Raw genomic sequence first — 17,428 nt, 5'->3', positions numbered from 1 at the left:
CCGGCGCCGTCTACGCGAGGGACACGGCGGTGCTGCGCCGGGGCAAGCGGTCGAAGTAGGCCAGTGCGTCGTAGAGGCCGATGACATCGGCGTACTTCGCTTGCAGGTCGAACAGGGCGGCATCGTGCGGGCCTTGCGCACGGTCACCGCAGGCTTCTCGCACGACGAGGGTGTTGAAGCCGCTCTGCACGCCATCGACCGCAGTGGCGCGGACGCAGCCGGATGTGGTGGCACCGCAGACCAGCAGCGTGTCGGTGCCCAGGCCGGTCAGCAGGGCGGCCAGGCTGGTTCCGTGGAACGCGGAAGCGCCCTTCTTCAGCACGAGGTGGTCGCCGGCGTGCTGCTCCAGCCGGGGATCGAGAGCGATCTCGTCGCTTCCTTCCCGCAGAGCGCGCATGCCCGGTGCCTTGCGGAGCCAAGCGCAGGAGTCGCCGTCGGCCTCGGCGGGCGTGAAGCTGATCGCGGTGTAGATCACCGGCACGTCGTGCTGCCGGGCCGTGGTCGTCAGCACGGCCGCCGCGGTCACCTCCCGGGTGAGGTCGGCCCCGGAGGCGAAGCCGGGCTCGGTGAAGCCGCGGGTCAGGTCGACCACCACCAGCGCCGGGCGGCTGCCGCGAGGAACGGCGGCGCCGAACCCCGCCCGGTCGTAGGTCGCATCGGTCTCGGCCCCGTGCAGGCCGGCGGATCGGTGGTCATCGTCGGGCACGCTGCAACTCCTTGATCAGTCTGTCCTGGGTGCGGATCCGGCCGAGCAGCCAGCCCTGGAAGAACCCGAGCGCCGCTGCGGCCGCCACCGCGGCGTACCGCCCGGCGCCGGGCGGGAGCAGCATCGCCAGCCCGTCGAGGGCATCGCCGCTGTCATTCGCGGCCGGGGCGGGTGCGGTGCCGGCCGGGCTCGCCGGGACCGCGGTGCTCGGCCCTCGCTGCAGCTGGGCGGCGAGGTTGCGGGCGAACTGGTCCAGCAGCCGGTTGGACACGGTGCCGATCGCGCCCTTGCCGAACTGGGCGAGCTTTCCGCGCACGGACAGGTCCGTGCGCAGGGCGAGCGTCGCTCCCCCGGGAGCTTCGAGCACGGTCAGGACGACATCGGCCTCGGCATCGCCGTTCCCGTGGCTGTCCGCACCCCGCGCGAGCAGGCGCAGCCGGCGATCGGCGGCAGCGACCTCGCTGAAGCGCACCGTGCCGGAGTACGCGGCGCTGATCGGGCCGACCTTGAACTTCACGCGACCGCGGTAGGTGTCGCCGTCGCGCCCGTCGAGGGTCGCTCCGGGCAGGCAGCCCGCCACCCGTTCGACATCGTTGATCAGGGCGAACACGGCGTCCGGGTCCGCCGGTACTTCGAGTTGGTTTTCCAGGATCACGGGGTCGCTTCCTTCTCGGCGGAGGTGGAGCAGGCTTCGGTGTCCGAAGTGGACCGCCTGCCTTCAGCGGTGGCGGCGATCGCGTCGACGATCGTCTGGTAGCCCGTGCAGCGGCACAGGTTGGCCGAGACCGCCTCGCGGATCTCCTCGCGGTCGGCGTCCGGCTGCTGGGCGAGGAAGCCCTCGGCGAGCATGAGGAATCCGGGGGTGCAGAACCCGCACTGCAGCCCGTGGTGGTCGCGGAAGGCCCGCTGCAGGTCGGAGAGCTCGCCGTCGCCGGCGAGCGACTCGACCGTGCGGATGTCGCAGTTCTCGGCCTGCACGGCGAACATCAGGCAGGCTCGCACCGGTTCACCGTCGACGAGGACGGTGCAGGCCCCGCACACCCCGTGCTCGCACCCGACGTGAGTGCCGGTGAGACCCAGGTCGTGGCGCAGGGCGTCGAGCAGCGTCTTGCGCGGTTCGACGAGTGCCTCGTGCGCCGCACCGTTGACGTTCAGCCCGATCAGGTGTCGCTCGTTCATCTTGTGCAGGTGGCGCAGCCCCGCGGTTTCGGCCTCGGGGAGGAACCACCCCACCTCCTTTCGCCAGTTGCGCTGATCAAGCCCGCACCGGGTGTTCCCGCGGGGTGTGCGCCGCGTCCAGCGCGGCCAGCACGGTCTGCGGGTGCACGGGCGTGGTGTCGAGTTCGACACCGGTCTGGCGCAGTGCGTCGTTGATCGCGTTCAGCACCGCGGCCGGCGCTCCGATGGTGCCGCCCTCGCCGGCACCTTTCGCGCCGCTCTCGGTGAACGCGCACGGTGTTTCGAGATGGGTGACGGTGATGTCCGGGATCTCCGTCGCGGTCGGCACGAGGTAGTCGATGAAGCTGGCGGCCGAGGGTTCGCCGTTGTCGGCGTAGGTGACCTCCTCGAACAGCGCTCCGGCGATGCCTTGTGCGATCCCCCCGCGGCACTGGCCGTCGACGACCTGCGGGTGGATCACCACGCCGCAGTCCTCGACGCAGGCGTAGCGCAGGATGCCGATCCGGCCGGTGCCCGGATCGGCCTCGACGACCACGGCGTGGGTGGCGTTGGAGAACGTGCCGTCACCGGCGACGTCGAAGCTCGCGGTCGCGGTCAACGTCGGTTCGACGCCCTCGGGCAGCAGGTGGCTGCGCAGGTAGGCCACATCGGCGATGTCCTCGAAGGACACTCGCCGGGAGGAGTCGTCGATCTGGACGACTCCCCCGTCGCCGTCCAGGCGGACGTTGTCCGGATCTGTCTTGAGCAGGTGCGCGGCGATGGTGCACAGCAGCTCGCCGAGGCGTCCGGCCGCGACGGACACGGCGGAGCCACCGATGGTCACCGACCGCGAGGCGAAGGTGCCCCACCCGTAGGCGATGCGCTCGGTGTCGCCCTGCCGCAGCTTGACCTTGTCCAGTTCCAGCCCCAGCCGGTCGGCCGCGATCTGGGCGAGGGTCGTCTCGTGCGACTGCCCGTGGTTCATCGTGCCGCTGGTGACCACCACCGATCCGGTGGTGTCCATCCGGATCTCGGAGACGTCGAAACCGGGAACCACCTGCATCTTGCGCTTGGCGAAGGCGTCGGAACCGTAGCCGGTCCGCTCGGAGAAGCAGCAGTAGCCGATGCCGATGTGCCGTCCTTCCGCGGCGGCCTGCTCCCGGAGCTCGTACCAGCCCTCCTCGCGGAGCGTGGCCTCGGCGAGGTCGAGCGATTCCCGGTAGGTGCCGGGATCGTAGGTGACGCCGTTGACACCGGTGTAGGGGAATTCGGTGATCACGTTGCGCCTGCGGATCTCGACCGGGTCGATGCCCAGTTCGCGCGCGGCGCGCTCCATGACGCGTTCCATCGCCATGACGTACTGCGGTCGGCTGACCCCGCGGTAGGGGGCGGTCGGCGCCTTGTTGCTGGTGATGGCGCGGCCGCGGACCCGGTAGGCGGGCACCTGGTAGACGCTCGGCATCTCGGCGGAGGCCATCAGCGGTTCGATGCCGGCCGTGAACGGGTAGCAGGAGTAGGCGCCCATGTCGCAGACGACGTCGACGTCCAGCGCGGTGATCCGGCCGTCGGCGTCGAACGCCGCGCGGGTGCGGTAGCGCTGCTCGCGGGCCAGGAATGCGGCGGTCAGGGCCTCCCGGCGGTCCTCGATCCACTTCACCGGCCGGTCCAGCTTCCGGGCCGCCGCCGCGACGGCGATCTCCTCGCGGCCGACCACGCACTTCTGACCGAATCCGCCGCCCATGTCGGGGACGGTGACCCGCACGGTGCGCTCCGGGACGCGCAGCGACCGGGCCAGCACCGTGCGCACCTGGTGCGGGACCTGCGTGCAGGTCTGCACCAGCAGCTGGTCGTCGCGATCGTCCCAGGAGGCGACCACACCGCGCGTTTCCAGCGGCAGCGCGTTCTGCCGCCCGCTTCGCGTGACGACCTCGACCACGCAGCCCGGCCCGGATTCGGCGGCCTCGAACGCGGTGTCGACTCCGGGTGTGTCGAACATCGACACGTCGAGGAGGACGTTCCCGGGTGCCTCCTCGTGCACGAGCGGTGCGTCCGCGGCGAACGCGGTCTCCTCCGAGACGATCGCGTCGAAGGGTTCGAAGGTGACCACCGCGGCCTCGATGCCGTCTTCCACGCTGTACGGGTCGCGGGCGATGACCACGGCCACCGGTTCGCCGACGAAGCGCACCTTCTCCTTGGCGAGGACGGGCATCGCGGTCGGCGCGAACTCCTCCGGCGGGCGATCGAGCAGCGCCACGATGTCGCCGAGGTCGAGATCCTCAGCGGTGTAGGCGGCCACGACGCCCTCGACCGCGCGGACCGCGGAGAGGTCGATGTCGAGGATCCGGCCGTGCGCGACGGTGGAGCGGACGAAACCCGCGTGCAGCATCCCGCTCAGCTGGACGTCGTCGATGAACCGCCCCCGACCGCGCAGCAGGCGGGGGTCTTCGCGCCGGGGCACGGCGGCCCCGACCCAGCGCCTCCCGCCGGACTGCGGAGATCCATGTCGGACACCGGTATCGCGTCCGGTCATCGCGTCACTCCTTTCTCCCACGCCTCGTGCAGGGCCTGGGCGACGAGCGTCCGGGTGAGCCGGCGGCGATAGGCGCCGGTACCCGCTGCGTCGTCGGGTGGATCGATGGCCGCGGCGGCGGCCTCCCCGCACTCGGTGAACAGATCCGGCCCGGGGACACCACCGGCCAGCACGGCCTCGGCCTCCGGAATCCGGATGGGCGCCGGGGCCACGCCCCCGAGCACCACCCGCCCTCCGGCCAGCCGATCCGCCTCGGCGGCCTCGAGCGAGACCGCCGCGTCGACGATCGCGAAATCCCCGTGGCGGCGGGCGAACTCGGTGAGCGCGGCTCGCGGCGCCGGGCGCGTGAAGCGCACTTCCACGACGACCTCGTCGGGTTCGACGGCCGTGGCGTAGAACCCGTAGAACATCTCCGCGGCCGGGATCTCCCGTTGCCCGTTCGGTCCTTCGGCGACGATCACCGCGTCGAGGAGCAGGGCGAGCAGACACCACTCGGCGGTGGCGTCTCCGTGCACGATGCTGCCCGCGATGGTGCCGCGGGAGCGGATGGGCAGGTGCCCCACCCACCGCATCGCCCGGGAGATCACGTCGAACTCCGGACCCAAGGCGCGACCGGCGGTTTCGACGGCACGATGGGTGCTCAGCGCCCCGATCCGCAGTTGCGAGCCGTCGCGCCGGATCGCGCTCATCGCCGGATCGCGGCGCAACGGCCCCAGGTCGACCAGGACCGTCGGCCGGGCGAGCCGGAAGTTCATCATCGGGATCAGGCTCTGGCCACCGGCGATGAGCTTCGGCTCCGCTCCCGCCGCGGCGAGTTCGCCGAGCAAGCCGACGGCATCGGCGACATCATGCGCCCGGTGGTAGCTGAACGCAGCGGGCTTCACGCGGTCGACCTCCTCGTTGTTCGTCACTCGCAGCGGTTCTCGACATCAGTGCACCGAAGCATCCGGTGCCGCAGGGGTTTTCACATCCGTCGACGCCGACCCGGGATCGGTGATGCGGTCGAGTTCGCGCCCCCGGGTCTCCGGCGCGGCGACCATCATGAACACGACCGCGGCCACCACGAGCACACCGAGCACGGTGAAGGTCAGCGGCAGGCCCAGCACCGGCCACAGCACGCTGCCGAACAGCAGCGGGGCGAAACCGGTGACGGCGCGGCTCGACGACGACGCCCAGCCGAAGCCCGAGGCGCGCAGCTCCGTCGGGTAGAGCTCGGAGACGTAGGCGTACATGACGGGGATGACCGTCAGCGCGAACAGGCCGAAGGCGCCGATCGCCACGACCGCCCAGGAAGGTGTTCCCAGCAGCAACGAGAACACCACCAGCAACACCGCCATGGCCGGGCCCGCGGTCGCGATGACCCGCTTGCGGCCCACCCTGTCCACCACGAGCACCGCCAGCACCACACCGACGATGCCCACCGCGTTCATCAGCGCGGTCGAGGCGAAGGCCGCGATCTCGCCGAAGCCCTCCGCCTTCAGGATCGACGGCATCCAGCTCAGCGCGGCGTAGTACACGAGCATCACGCTGGTGAACAACGTCCACGACACCGCGGTGATCCGCGGGTTGAAGGCCCACACCCGGCGGAGCTGGTCGAACGCTGCCGCCAGCGCCCCGCCGCGGGTGTCCTCCGCGACCGCCGCCGGGATCACGTAGGGCTCCGGCTTCGCCCCGGTGCGCCGGACGAGATCGTCGATGACCGCGCGAGCTTCGTCCTCACGGCCCTTGCGGACCAGGTACAGCGGGGATTCCGGAACACCGCGGCGCACCCAGATCAGCAGAACCGCCGGCAGGATCATCAGCACCAGCATCCAGCGCCAGTTCCCGTCCACCGGGACCAGCAACGTCGCCGAGACGCCCGCCAGCGTAGTCCCCACCGGCCACCAGCCGTCCATCGCCGAGAGCACCCGTCCCCGTTGCCGGCGGGGTGAGAACTCGCTGACGATCGCGTAGTCGACCGGGATGCACCCACCGAGACCGACTCCGGCGAGGAAGCGCAGGAGCAGGAAGATCTCCAGGTTCGGCGACAGCGCGCCGACCGCGGAGAACAGCGCGAAGAGCAGCAGCGTGATGCTGAACGCCCGCTTGCGGCCGATGCGGTCGGCCACCGTCCCCCAGGCGACCGCACCGACCGCCATGCCGATCAGGTTGGCGGTGGCCACCAGCCCCTTCTGGCCCGGCGACAGCCCGAACTCGGTCCCCACCAACGGGGTGAGGAAGCCGTTCAGCGCGACGTCCCAGGCATCGAACATGTAGCCCAGTCCGCCGATCAGGAAGATCTTGCCTTGCACGCTCCATCGCCAGGGCAGGTCCTGGACGACTTGGTCTCCGGTACGCATGAGTCACTCCGTTGTGCTGTGGCGGCGGCGTCACGCGTCAGCGTGCGAACTGGTATTGGATGGATTCGGTGTCCGGGTCGGTGAGCGGGCTGCCGTTCCACAGCCAGTCGTAGGACACGTCGGACTCACCGTCGAAGCGACGCAGCTTCTCGTCGCGCTCACGCTGCTCCGGGCCATCGGGCAGGTGGTAGAAGCTCATGTTCTGCAGGGACGCATCCTGGACCATGCCCGCGTGCTTCGCCCGTCGATCGACGTAGCGGACCAGGGCCGCCTCGATCCCGTCGCGGGTCACCCGGCCCAGCTCCTCCGCGAGGACAGCGGCGTCCTCCATCGCCTGGGAAGCGCCTTGCGCCTGGTAGGGCAGCATCGCGTGGCAGGCATCGCCGAGCAGGGCGACCCGCCCGTCGACCCAGACCGGGTCGCGGCGCCTGCGGTACATCGCCCACACCGACACGTCCTCGTCCTTGGCCTTGGCCAGCACGGCCGGCACGCGGTCGTCCCAGTCCTGGTACTCCGCGGCGAGCTGCGCCGCGGTCGCCGGGCCGCTCCAGTCGCGGGCGATCTCCTCGGTGCACGGGACGATCGCGACGACGTTGAGGTACTGGCCGCCGCGGATCAGGTAGTGCACCAGGTGCTTGTCCGGGCCGTACCAGATCGTGGAGTGGAAGCGGTCCACGAGGAACCGGGTCGCCGGGTCGGCGGCCACCAGGTCGCCGGGGATCAGCGCGCGGTAGGCCATCTCCCCGGAGAACTCCAGGGTGTCGTCGAACCCCGCCAGATCCCGCACCGCGGACCGGATGCCGTCCGCCCCGACCACGACGTCCCCGGTGAACCGGCGTCCATCGGCGGTCAGCACCGCCGGGCGCGCCGGATCGGTGCGGTCGAGATCGACGACCTGCGCCGAGGTGGCGACCTCGACCACCGGCCCGGGGCCCGTCGGGTCCAAGCACGCCGCGAGCAGGACGCCGTGCAGGTCGGCGCGGTGGTAGTGCCAGTAGGGCGCCCCGTACTGGTCGATCACGCGCTGCCCGAGCGGCAGCTGGCCGATGATGCTCCCGTCCGCCCAGCGACGGCGGACCTGGTCCTGGGGTTCGGTGCGCACGCGTTCGAGCTCGGCGCGGAGTCCCAGTCCGATCAGGATCCGGCTGGCGTTGGGCGCGGTCTGGATTCCCGCGCCGATCTCCCCCAGCTGCGGGGCCGCTTCGACCACGGTGACCCGCAGGCCGCGCTGCCGCAGCGACAGCGCGGCGCACAGGCCTCCCAGGCCGGCACCGACAACAACGACTTCGAACGACTGGCTCGCAGCCACGCTGGCCTCCTCGTCCTCGCCGGAACCCGCGCCGGATTCAGGTGATCCGAACACGTACTATCCGGATATGCAAGGTCTTGTTTGAAAAGGATTTGTTCGCAGATGATGACCGTTTGACGCACTCTTGATCGGCGCGAAGAGGGCGCAGGCGATCAGGAAGCGAACGAGCGAGCACGAGCTCGCAACGGGTTAAAACGTGCAGCCCGAGGAGCCGGGACGCCCCGTCAGGGGGCGGCCCCGGCCACGAGCGTCGCGCGACGGGGAGTCAGACCGCGTGCGCGGGCACTCCCGGGGCGGCGACCGCTCCGCTGAGCAGGCTGCCCGCACCGGGTACTCGGGGTTCGAGTCCGAGTTCGGACAGGATCCGGAAGGTGGTGGCGGTCGCGGCCGAGAGCACCGGGATCCCCACCTCGTCCTCGACCGGCTGGATCGAGGGCAGCGACGGCATCTGCACGCAGGCCGACAGGACCAGCGCGTCGGCGTCGGACAGGTCGAGCTTGCGGTGGTGCTCGCGCAGATCGGCCGGATCCAGCCGCGCCACGGCGAGGTTGTCCGGCACCTCCAGCGAGAGCGCGTCCACCACCTCGATCCCGGCGTCCTCGATGTAGTCCGCCACCGCCTTGGTCAGCGGCTTCATGTACGGCGTCAGGATCGCGACCTTGCGCGCGCCCAACGCACCGATGCCGGACAGCAGCGCACCAGCGCTGGAAACGACCGGGGCACCGGAACCCTCGGCGCGCAGCACGCGGGTGATGTCGTCCTCCGCGGTGCAGTGGTACCCCGGTCCCTGCGCCATGATCGCCACCAGGCACGCGGTGGCCACGACCGACGGGCGGGCGTCGGCCAGTTCCGCCGCCGCTCGCTCGGCCTGCGCGTTCATCGCCCGCAGCTGCTCGGGGGTCACGTGCTGCATCCGCGCCCGCGCGGAGTGGAAGATGAATTGATCCCCCGGATCGATCTCCTGCCGAGCTCGCAGCATCCGCGGCAGCTCGGTCTCCATGGTGAGGTTCGAGCTGGGCACGATCATTCCGATGTGGTGCTCGCGCACCGCCGCGTCCGCGCTCATCGGCCACCGGCCGGGCGCATCTCGGCAACGGTTAGCTCGCCCGCGTCGACGATCAGCTCGTCGTCGAGGTACAGCGAGTTGCCGCGCATCGGGATGTCGAAGTGGCAGGCGGTGTCGTTCGGGCCGCCGAGCTCGTTGTTCGGCCCGATGGAGAACATCACGTTGCCGTAGAAGCTGCGCAGCTCCATGCCCATCCCGCCGGGGAACTGGGTCAGGCCGTGCCAGTGGGCGCGCTCGTCGAGGCCCCAGCCGACGTGGCTCATCCCGTAGCCGCGCGGGTCGTCGAAGCTCTCGATGTAGGAGCGCAGCAGGTCCGCGTCCAGCCCGGAGGACCCGGCGCCGCCGCGGATGTCGCGGATGAAGCCCTCCTCGATGGTGATCTCCACCGGGGTCTGCACGTAGGTGTTGAACGGCAGGAGCACGTCTCCGGGCGAGAGCACGATCTTCCCGTCGACACCGTCGTCGGCTCCGCCGGTGAACACGAACGCGGCCGGCCAGTGGTCCCATCGCCCGGGGGTGTCGGTGTAGCCGTACTCCGACAGCGTCGGGTACATGCCGAGCTTGTAGGTGACGTCGGTGCCCGCCGGGCTGGTGATCCGCATCGTGCTCGCCTTGGCCAGCAGCTCGGCGCCGGTCTCGACCCGCTCGCGCAACTCCTTCGTCGGCATCAACCGGGCGAGCAGCTCCGGCGGCTCGACGGCGGTCAGGATCCGGACCCCGGCGTCCTGGATGGCGAACTGCTCCTTGCTGAACAGCAAGAAGGTGCAGTCCACGACCATGTCGACGCCCTTGAGCGCGTCCACGGCCTTGGGGATGTTCCCGAGCCCGGAGTCGCCCACGGCCCACGCCCCCGAAGCGCTCGCCGGCGAGGGCAACCGCATGTGGAACGCCGCGGCTCCCAACTGCTGCGCGGCCCACAGGAACGCGTCCGCGTACTCCGCGCGCTCCCCACCGCGAGTGAGCACGACGACCGTCTCACCCTCGTGCACGCCGGACAGGCGCAGCTGCTGCAAGCAGATGTCGTTGAACAGGTTCTGGTCCACCGTTGACCACCTCCGCAGACAATCCGAGCACGTATTATCCGGGTACGCAAGAGTTGTTTTTCGCAGTACCTCCGCGTACCGAGCCCCCGACTGCCCCTCGCCGGGGACCGGCCGATCGGCCGACCCGACGAACGGGACGACCCCGTTGCACGAACCCCCGTTGCACCATCCGGACAGGCCCAGCCGGCCCCGAGCCAGGCCGATCCCGCACCCGGGAGCAACCATCCGGGCACGTATTATCAACGGGCACCTGACCCAGGTGCCCGAGCCGCATGGGAGGAACTCAATGGGGGAGCCGACGCGCACGGGCCGGCGTGTTGCGGATGCGTCTGCCGTCGATCCGGCACCACCCGCCGACCTGCTGGCCGCCCCCGGCTACGGCGCCCGTCGGCTGTACCAGGCCTACCTCGCCGCCTGGAACCGCCACGTCGACTCGGTGCTGACCGGCCCGCAGTTCGCGGTGCTCTCCGCTGTCCGCGCCTATCCGGGCAGCGACCAGAGCTCACTGGCCGACGCCGCCGCGCTGGACACCTCGACGATGGCCGACCTGTGCCGCAGGCTCGAGCGACGAAACCTCATCCGGCGCGTGGAATCCCCGCGCGACGCCCGCCGCAAACTGCTGTCCCTCACCGAGGAAGGCGAGGCGGTGCTCACCCAGGTCCACCAGCGCGCCCGACGACTGGACGAGGCCCTGCTGGCAGGCAACGACATCGCCCGCGACGCCAACATCGCAACCCTGCTCAACACACTCGGCGCCCACTGGGAAGCGGTCGCAGCAATCGAAAAACTCGACTGAGCCGAGCACAACACCCCGGCAGAGATCCGCCACCCGCTGCATCGCACAAAACCCTGTCTAGCCCTGGTGAAGTTCTCTGCCGAGCATGTGGAACCTGGGGCGGCGTTCTGGTGACGCGACGCATAGAGGGCGCGGGCTCGGACGCTCGGTGTTCGGCTCCTGACTAGAGTCCACAATAGACAAGGTGCCGATCTGATCGCTGGTTACGTCCGGCGCTGCGCGAGGGTGGACCGTGACGCGCACCGCGCAAAGTCAATACCGCCATCACCTACGTCCGGGTCGTTGTTCCGGCGCTGCTGGTGGTCGCACCCACGACGACTTACGGGAAATCAACCGCGCGGAGGTTGTGGCTACCGCCAGGCGCAGCGGGTCATCTCCCGCTTACGCGCGAAGAACCTCCAGAGGCGGAAGGCTACGCCTCCATGGTGGTTGGTACGTACCTGGACAGTACGTGCTCTCAATGCCTTCAGGTGTTGATAATTCTTGCTCGGCTAATAGCCTAGCGGCTCGGCCATGGACCATCAGGAGGTTCGTCATGACCCAGCAAGAGGGCACCGCAAGGCGGGTTGCGGCGGTGCACGCCGCGCCCGTGTTCATGAACACCGACGTGACCATCGACAAAGTGATCGGATTCGTCGAGCAGGCCGGCCGCGAGGACATCGACCTCCTGGTCTTCCCGGAAACGTTCGTGCCGGGCTATCCCTACTGGATCGAGTGCTACCCGCCGCTGCAGCAGGTGGCCGCCAACGCTGAGTACACCGATGCCTCGATCGAGGTACCCGGTCCCGAGATCGCCCGGGTCCAGGCGGCCTGCGCCCGCGCCGGCGTCGAAGTCGTCCTGGGCATCAGTGAGCGGCTCAAGGGCACCCGAACCTGCTTCAACTCGCAGGTCTACATCGACGCCGACGGGAGCTTGCTGGGTGTGCACCGCAAGCTCCAGCCGACGTACGCCGAGCGCATCGTCTGGGGACAGGGTGGAGGCGCGACACTGTCGGTGTTCGACTCCCGTTCCGGCCGGGTCGGAGGGCTGGCCTGCTGGGAGCACACGATGAACCTGGCCCGGCAGGCGCTGATCGAGCAGGGTCAGCAGATCCACGCCGCGGCATGGCCGGCGTTGTCCACGATGGCGGGGTTCGAGACCGTCGCGGACGCCCAGATCGAGGCCATGATGAAGACGCACGCGCTCACGGCGCAGGTCTTCGTTGTGTGCGCCTCCAACCCTGTTGACGACACCTGCCTGAACTGGATGCGGGACAACCTTGGCGAACAGAACTTCGTGACGGCCGGAGGTGGCTGGTCGGCGGTCATCCACCCCTTCAACTCCTTCCTCGGCGGACCGCACACGGGAGAGGAGGAGAAGCTCGTCACCGCCACAGTCGACTTCTCCGACGTCCGCATCGTCAAGGCCTGGGTCGACTCGAAGGGCCACTACGCACGGCCGGAGGTCCTGCGGCTCGGGGTCGACCGCAAGCCCCTCTGGCACGACGAACGGGAGGCCGAGTCACGGCGGACGAGGACGTCTGCCGATGTCACGGCCGTGATCGCGCCGGAGATCCCCGGCGCCTTGCCGCAGGGAGCGGCGAGACCAGACCCCCAGGAGTGGGACGCCTCCGCGCAGCGCGAGCTCACTTCCTGACCGGATCGTCCCCGGTACGCGCGAACCGCAGGTTGCCCCAGCGCCTGCATGCCGACCGGTCCGCGCCCCCTGGAAACAGCGAAGAAGCGACTCACGGACGCTGAAGCGCGGCTGCTGACCGGCAGTTCACCGGCACATGGCCGAGCCTAGGATCGTGGTCCCGGTGGCCGAGCGGCGCCGCTATTCGATCGTGTAGAGCGCGCCTTCGGCCAGCACGTGCGCCGCCTTGATGTCGTCGGGCACGCCCGGAGCCTCCAGCCATCTCGGCTCCAGGCGGTCCGCCCAGTCGACAATCTCGGAGGCGAGGGCCAGCGCCTGCGCGTTGCGGCCGTGCACGAGTTCCACGGCCAGCCGCAAGTACGCACCCTGCTGCGTCCCGTCGAGCTCGGCAGCCAACGCAGCGATCTGGTCGGCCGCCCGCCGTGCTCGGGATGCTGCGCGGCGAGAACGGCGAGCACGAATCGTATCCCCGGCGGCTCGGCGTTCCACCGGTCCAGCAGCACCGGAACCTGGTCGCCGACGGTCCGGAACACCTCCTCGGTCCACGCCCCCGGCTGGAGCGGCTCCTCCCCGTCCAGCGCGAGGTCGGCGAACGCGACCAGGTTGTCGTTGCGGCGGCCACCAGCGACCACCAGCCACAGGTAGAGGTCCCGGCGCTCCGCGCGGGCACCACGTCGGCGACGATCAGCTTGGTGAGGAACGGCAGCGCGGGGACGGTGGCCTCGTAGCAGTCGCCCTGGTGCAGCAGGTCATCGCCGAACAGCTCGTCGAGGACCTCGTCCCACTCCCCCGTGCCGTTCGCCAGCTCGCGCAGCAGGACAGGGACGTCGTCGGCGGACCCGTGCGCGTGCTCCAGGCCGCTCCACGGCACGTCGTCGAGCCCGGCCAGCTCCACGCCCCCCGGGGTGGCCAAGTCCGGCGTGAGCGCCAGCGGTTCCAGAGGTGGTGCCGGCACGACGGTGACCTCCGGGACCGGCGGACGTGCCTTCGTTCCCCGCACCTCGATCGAGGCCTCGCGCCAGCCTGCCAGGTCGGCCGACCTCGTCTCCGCGGCGACCCGACATCCGGCAAGAGGTGACCTCCGATGTTTCTCTCCGCTCTGTCCCGTTGGCGAAGAAGCGCTGACCGGTCGGGCTCGCGGCGTCGCAAATTTCCCTGATTCGATCCGCGATCGGCAATCCACGAAAGCGGGCCATCGTGCGGTCGGTGCATCCCGATGGCGACGGGCCTTTTCGACGAGCTGCTCAGCCAGGCTCAGGACGTGTCGTTCGACCGTTGCCGGACCCAGTCTTGCGATCAGCTGCAGAGCGGCGCAGGCGCCGATCCCGGGAACCCCGGAAATCCTCACCGGCGGCGAATTCGCCGCCGCGCCACTGCTGATCAGGACCGTGCTGGCGGTGGTGTTCGCCGCAACGGGGCTCGCGGCGCTCAACCGCCGGGACGTTCGGTGAGCCGGAAAGGATCCGGGCCGCCACGGCCAAGCATCGGCACGTCCGGCCCGGACCTTCGTGCGTCGGGCTCAGTCCCAGGTCACCGGGAGCGACAGCAGGCCGAAGATGCCTTCGTCGAGCTTGTAGCGGAGTTCCTCGGCGGGAACGGCCAGCCGCAAGGTCGGAATTCGCCGCAACAGCGCGGGAAAGACGACCTGCAGTTCGGCCCGTGCCAGTGATTGGCCCACGCACTGGTGCGGTCCGAAGCCGAAGGCGACGTGCTGCCTGGACCTCCGGTGGATGTCCACGGTGTCCGGATCCGGGAAGGCCGTCGCGTCCCGGTTGGCCGACGGGGTCAGGGCCACGATCCCGTCGCCTGCGCGGATGAGCCTGCCTCCCACCTCCAGGTCTTCGGTGGCGACGCGGGTGGTGGCGAACTCCGAGATCGACAGGTAGCGCAGCAGTTCCTCGACCGCGCGAGCAGCCAGGTCTGCGTTCTCGCGCAGCGCGGCGGCCTGCTCCGGGTGTTGCAGGAGGGTGAGGACACCGAGCGAGATCATGTTGGCGGTGGTCTCGTGCCCCGCCATCAGCAGCAGCATCGAGGTGGTGATCACGTCGGGCCGGGTGAGCTTGCCTGCCTCGTGCTGCCGGACGAGCCGGGAGACGATGTCGTCGGCGGGTTCCCGCTGCTTGACCGCGATCAGCTCGTCGAAGTAGCCCAGGATCGCCGCGTTGGCCTCCTGGGTCTGCTCGGGGGTCGTGTCGGCGTCGACCACGGCCCGCGTCCACTCGTTGAACTTGCCGATGTCGGCGACGGGCACCCCGAGCAGCCAGCAGATCACCGTGCTCGGCACCGGCAGTGCCAGCTCCGTGACCAGGTCCACCGGTTTCGGGCCGGTGACGATGCGGTCCAGGAGTTCGTCGACCAGCCGTTGGATGGCCGGTTGCAACGCCTTCACCCGCCTGATGCTGAAGTCCGCCGACACCATCCGGCGGAGTTGCCCGTGCTCGGGCGGGTCGGTCCGGATGAACCCGGGGTGGAAGCCAGCGTCGACCAGGGTGCGCTCGGCCGCGGAGATGATCGGGAAGCCGGGTTTGCGCAGGTCCGCGCTGACCCGCGGGTCGCGCAGCACCGCGCGCACGTCGGCGTAGCGGCTGATCAACCACGCCCGGCTGCCGTCGGGCAGGATCGCCGGGGCAACCGGGGCCTCGGCCCGCATTCGCCCGTACTCCGCGGGCGGGTCCAGCGGGCAGCCCGGTGGCCGGGCCATCGGGAACGCCGGGGCCTCGTGCTCGGTCATCACGCCTCCCGTTTCACCACGCCACCGGCAGGGCGCGCACGCCGTGCACCAGGGACCGGGGCAAGTACTCGATCTCGTCGAACGGCACGTCCAACCGCAGCGCGGGGAACCGCTTCAGCAGCGCCGGGAAGGCGACCTGCATCTCCAGCCTCGCCAGCGGCGCACCGAGGCAGTGGTGGATGCCGTGGCCGAAAGCCATGTGTCCGACGGGAGCGCGCCCGATGTCGAACTCGTCGGGGCGCTCGTGAACGGCGTCGTCCCGGTTGGCCGAGCCCAGCGAGACGAGCACGAACTCCCCGGCGCGGATGAGCTGCCCACCAACGGTGACGTCTTCCTTCGCCTGCCGCATGGCCGCGTTGTTGACGACCGTCAGGATCCGCAGCAGTTCTTCCACCGCGCGGTCGACCGCGGTTCCGTCGCCGGTGGAGTCGCGCAGCCGGGCGAGCTGTTCCGGATGGCGCAGGAGCAGCAACGTGCCCAGCCCGAGCATGTTGGCCGTGGTTTCGTAGCCCGCGCCGAGCAGGAAGACGCCGATACCGGCGAGCTCCGCATCGGAGAGCTCCGCGCCGTGCTCGGCGACGAGCCGCCCGAGCAGGTCGTCGGTGGGATTGGCGCGCTTGTCGACGACGAGCCGCGCCATGTACTCGGTCGACTCGGCCCACAACGCGGCGGCGTGTTCCTCGCCCATCGCGAGGTCCACCTGCGCGGCGGTGCGCCGCTGGAACTCGGCGCGGTCCGCGTACGGCACGCCGAGGAGTTCGCAGATCACCAGGGACGGCACCGGTAGCGCGAACGAGCGCACGAAGTCGGTCGACGAACCGGCTCGTGCCATCTCGTCGAGCTGGGCGTTGACGATCGACTCCACCATCGGCCGCAGCTGGTTCATCCGCCGAACGGTGAAGTTGCCCGCCAGCATGCGCCGGAGCCGGGTGTGCTCCGGCGGGTCGTGGAACAGCAGCACCCCGGGCCCGGGCGGCGCGACCTGGTCGTCTCCCGCACCCGGCCGCATCAGCCGGGACGCGTCGACGCTGCTGAGCCGCTCGTCGGTGAGGACGTGGCGGGCGTCGGCGTGCCGGGCGACGAACCACGCCGGTGTTCCGCTGGGCAGCTCGATGCGGGAGATCGGATCGTCCTCCCGGAGCCGCCGGAACTCCTCGCCCACGTCGAACGGGCAGAACTGCTGCTCGGCCGCCGTCATGCCGACACCGCCTTGCGCGCGGTGAGCACGACGTAGCCGGTGTGCTCCTGGGCGTGTTCGACGATCATCGGTATCGCCTGCTGGACCTGCTCGGCGATCCGCTCGCCCTGCGCCGATTCCACCGAGGGCCGGTAGGCGCCGATCGCGGCCAGGATCGCCTCTCCGGAGCGCCGGGTCTGCTCGGTGATGTCCAGGACCTCGGTCACCTCGAACCCGGCCTCGCGCACCAGACCGGTCATCTCCTCCAGGGGCGGTGGCACGTGGTTGGGCAGCACGTCGACCGCCGCATCCGGCACCGTGCCCGGCGGCAGCGGCTTGGTCTCGAAGAAGTCGGCGACGACCAGGAGCCCGCCGGGACGCAGCACCCGGTGCTCCTCGGCCAGAGCGCGCTTCTTGTCAGGCATGTGCAGCAGGGATTCCAGCGCCAGGACGGCGTCGAACTCGTCGTCGGCGAAGGGCATTGCCATCGCGTCGGCGAGCTGGAAGCGCACCCGGTCGGCGACCCCGGCCGCAGCGGCGCGCTGGTCGGCCGCCTCGATCTGGCGCTCGGCGATGGTGATGCCGGTGATGCTGCAGCCGAGGGCTTGCGCGATCAGCGTGGCGGGGCGGCCGGTCCCGCAGCCGACGTCGAGCAGCCGGTGCTCGGGGCCGAGAGCCAGCTTCTCCCCGAGCAGCGCGGTCAACCGGTCCTGGGCGTCGGTCAGCGATGGCGAATCGGTGCCATCCGGCCAGTACCCGTAGTGGATGCTCTCACCGAGCACGGCGGAGAAGAACTCCTCCAGCTGGTCGTAGAACATCGCGACCTCGTCCGACGTGAAGGTGCTCTGGTCGGTCAAGTCGGTTCTTCCTTCCATCGAGCGTTTTCCAGCCTGGCTGGGGCCGGCATGCGTGTGCGGCACCGAGGTCATGAGCGGTG

The 17,428-nt window shown here is 70.2% G+C and carries 16 protein-coding genes; 3 read left to right on the top strand and 13 right to left on the bottom strand.

Translation table 11 applies throughout. From position 1 onward, the window contains the following. Window positions 1-10 precede the first annotated feature (10 nt). From ATL45_RS28410 to ATL45_RS28370, 9 genes are all read right to left on the bottom strand, one after another. Entirely contained in the window at window positions 11-706 is a 696-nt protein-coding gene (locus tag ATL45_RS28410) for an isochorismatase family protein (protein WP_093156824.1), read from the bottom strand. After that, window positions 693-1,361, bottom strand: a complete 669-nt coding sequence (locus ATL45_RS28405) for an SRPBCC family protein (protein ID WP_093156825.1) — start codon at window positions 1,359-1,361, stop codon at window positions 693-695. Before ATL45_RS28405 ends, ATL45_RS28410 begins: the two co-directional genes overlap by 14 nt. Next, on the bottom strand, window positions 1,358-1,885 hold the full coding sequence (locus ATL45_RS28400; protein ID WP_093156897.1) for a (2Fe-2S)-binding protein: 528 nt from the start codon (window positions 1,883-1,885) through the stop codon (window positions 1,358-1,360). Before ATL45_RS28400 ends, ATL45_RS28405 begins: the two co-directional genes overlap by 4 nt. Window positions 1,886-1,961: 76 nt before the next feature. Next, on the bottom strand, window positions 1,962-4,394 hold the full coding sequence (locus ATL45_RS28395) for a xanthine dehydrogenase family protein molybdopterin-binding subunit (RefSeq protein WP_093156827.1): 2,433 nt from the start codon (window positions 4,392-4,394) through the stop codon (window positions 1,962-1,964). Next, complete coding sequence (locus ATL45_RS28390) at window positions 4,391-5,278, bottom strand: FAD binding domain-containing protein (RefSeq protein WP_093156898.1); 888 nt, start codon at window positions 5,276-5,278, stop codon at window positions 4,391-4,393. Before ATL45_RS28390 ends, ATL45_RS28395 begins: the two co-directional genes overlap by 4 nt. Window positions 5,279-5,323: 45 nt before the next feature. After that, a complete protein-coding gene (locus ATL45_RS28385; RefSeq protein ID WP_093156829.1) occupies window positions 5,324-6,733 on the bottom strand; it encodes an MFS transporter in 1,410 nt (469 codons plus the stop codon). A gap of 37 nt (window positions 6,734-6,770) precedes the next feature. Next, a complete protein-coding gene (locus ATL45_RS28380; RefSeq protein ID WP_093156900.1) occupies window positions 6,771-8,042 on the bottom strand; it encodes an FAD-dependent oxidoreductase in 1,272 nt (423 codons plus the stop codon). 265 nt (window positions 8,043-8,307) lie between these two features. Further along, the gene (locus ATL45_RS28375) at window positions 8,308-9,090 is read right to left on the bottom strand and encodes a maleate cis-trans isomerase family protein (protein ID WP_093156901.1); all 783 of its coding nucleotides are present in this window, start codon (window positions 9,088-9,090) and stop codon (window positions 8,308-8,310) included. Between the two features lie 14 nt (window positions 9,091-9,104). Then, window positions 9,105-10,151, bottom strand: coding sequence for a 2,5-dihydroxypyridine 5,6-dioxygenase NicX family protein (locus ATL45_RS28370; protein WP_093156830.1), 1,047 nt, complete (start codon window positions 10,149-10,151; stop codon window positions 9,105-9,107). Between the two features lie 286 nt (window positions 10,152-10,437). Here ATL45_RS28370 and ATL45_RS28365 point away from each other — a divergent pair, with 286 nt between their 5' ends. Both ATL45_RS28365 and ATL45_RS28360 read left to right on the top strand, forming a co-directional pair. Beyond that, entirely contained in the window at window positions 10,438-10,947 is a 510-nt protein-coding gene (locus ATL45_RS28365) for a MarR family winged helix-turn-helix transcriptional regulator (protein ID WP_093156832.1), read from the top strand. 535 nt (window positions 10,948-11,482) lie between these two features. Next, window positions 11,483-12,583, top strand: a complete 1,101-nt coding sequence (locus ATL45_RS28360) for a carbon-nitrogen hydrolase family protein (protein ID WP_170210376.1) — start codon at window positions 11,483-11,485, stop codon at window positions 12,581-12,583. 180 nt (window positions 12,584-12,763) lie between these two features. Here the strand turns inward: ATL45_RS28360 and ATL45_RS28355 are convergent, their stop codons facing one another. Beyond that, entirely contained in the window at window positions 12,764-12,979 is a 216-nt protein-coding gene (locus ATL45_RS28355) for a hypothetical protein (protein WP_093156835.1), read from the bottom strand. 35 nt (window positions 12,980-13,014) lie between these two features. Between ATL45_RS28355 and ATL45_RS28350 the strand changes: the two genes are divergently transcribed. Beyond that, the gene (locus ATL45_RS28350; protein WP_093156836.1) at window positions 13,015-13,311 is read left to right on the top strand and encodes a hypothetical protein; all 297 of its coding nucleotides are present in this window, start codon (window positions 13,015-13,017) and stop codon (window positions 13,309-13,311) included. Between the two features lie 791 nt (window positions 13,312-14,102). Here ATL45_RS28350 and ATL45_RS28340 read toward each other — a convergent pair. Genes ATL45_RS28340 through ATL45_RS28330 form a run of 3 tightly spaced genes read right to left on the bottom strand, consistent with a single transcriptional unit; the run spans window position 14,103 to window position 17,348 of the window. Then, the gene (locus ATL45_RS28340) at window positions 14,103-15,314 is read right to left on the bottom strand and encodes a cytochrome P450 (RefSeq protein WP_121505414.1); all 1,212 of its coding nucleotides are present in this window, start codon (window positions 15,312-15,314) and stop codon (window positions 14,103-14,105) included. 13 nt (window positions 15,315-15,327) lie between these two features. Beyond that, the gene (locus tag ATL45_RS28335; protein ID WP_093160815.1) at window positions 15,328-16,512 is read right to left on the bottom strand and encodes a cytochrome P450; all 1,185 of its coding nucleotides are present in this window, start codon (window positions 16,510-16,512) and stop codon (window positions 15,328-15,330) included. Next, window positions 16,509-17,348, bottom strand: coding sequence for an SAM-dependent methyltransferase (locus ATL45_RS28330; protein ID WP_170210375.1), 840 nt, complete (start codon window positions 17,346-17,348; stop codon window positions 16,509-16,511). Before ATL45_RS28330 ends, ATL45_RS28335 begins: the two co-directional genes overlap by 4 nt. Between the last annotated feature and the right edge of the window lie 80 nt (window positions 17,349-17,428).

The organism is Saccharopolyspora antimicrobica (assembly GCF_003635025.1).
In the GTDB taxonomy this organism is placed as follows: domain Bacteria; phylum Actinomycetota; class Actinomycetes; order Mycobacteriales; family Pseudonocardiaceae; genus Saccharopolyspora; species Saccharopolyspora antimicrobica.
This window is presented reverse-complemented; position numbering and strand designations above follow the sequence as displayed.

What these genes read in the sequence shown, in the direction of transcription:
- ATL45_RS28400 (WP_093156897.1), bottom strand. Translation starts at nt 1,885, where the DNA reads ATGAACGAGCGACACCTGATCGGGCTGAACGTCAACGGTGCGGCGCAC.
- ATL45_RS28350 (WP_093156836.1), top strand. Translation starts at nt 13,015, where the DNA reads ATGCTGCGCGGCGAGAACGGCGAGCACGAATCGTATCCCCGGCGGCTC.
- ATL45_RS28395 (WP_093156827.1), bottom strand. Translation starts at nt 4,394, where the DNA reads ATGACCGGACGCGATACCGGTGTCCGACATGGATCTCCGCAGTCCGGC.
- ATL45_RS28335 (WP_093160815.1), bottom strand. Translation starts at nt 16,512, where the DNA reads ATGACGGCGGCCGAGCAGCAGTTCTGCCCGTTCGACGTGGGCGAGGAG.
- ATL45_RS28360 (WP_170210376.1), top strand. Translation starts at nt 11,483, where the DNA reads ATGACCCAGCAAGAGGGCACCGCAAGGCGGGTTGCGGCGGTGCACGCC.
- ATL45_RS28340 (WP_121505414.1), bottom strand. Translation starts at nt 15,314, where the DNA reads ATGACCGAGCACGAGGCCCCGGCGTTCCCGATGGCCCGGCCACCGGGC.
- ATL45_RS28365 (WP_093156832.1), top strand. Translation starts at nt 10,438, where the DNA reads ATGGGGGAGCCGACGCGCACGGGCCGGCGTGTTGCGGATGCGTCTGCC.
- ATL45_RS28385 (WP_093156829.1), bottom strand. Translation starts at nt 6,733, where the DNA reads ATGCGTACCGGAGACCAAGTCGTCCAGGACCTGCCCTGGCGATGGAGC.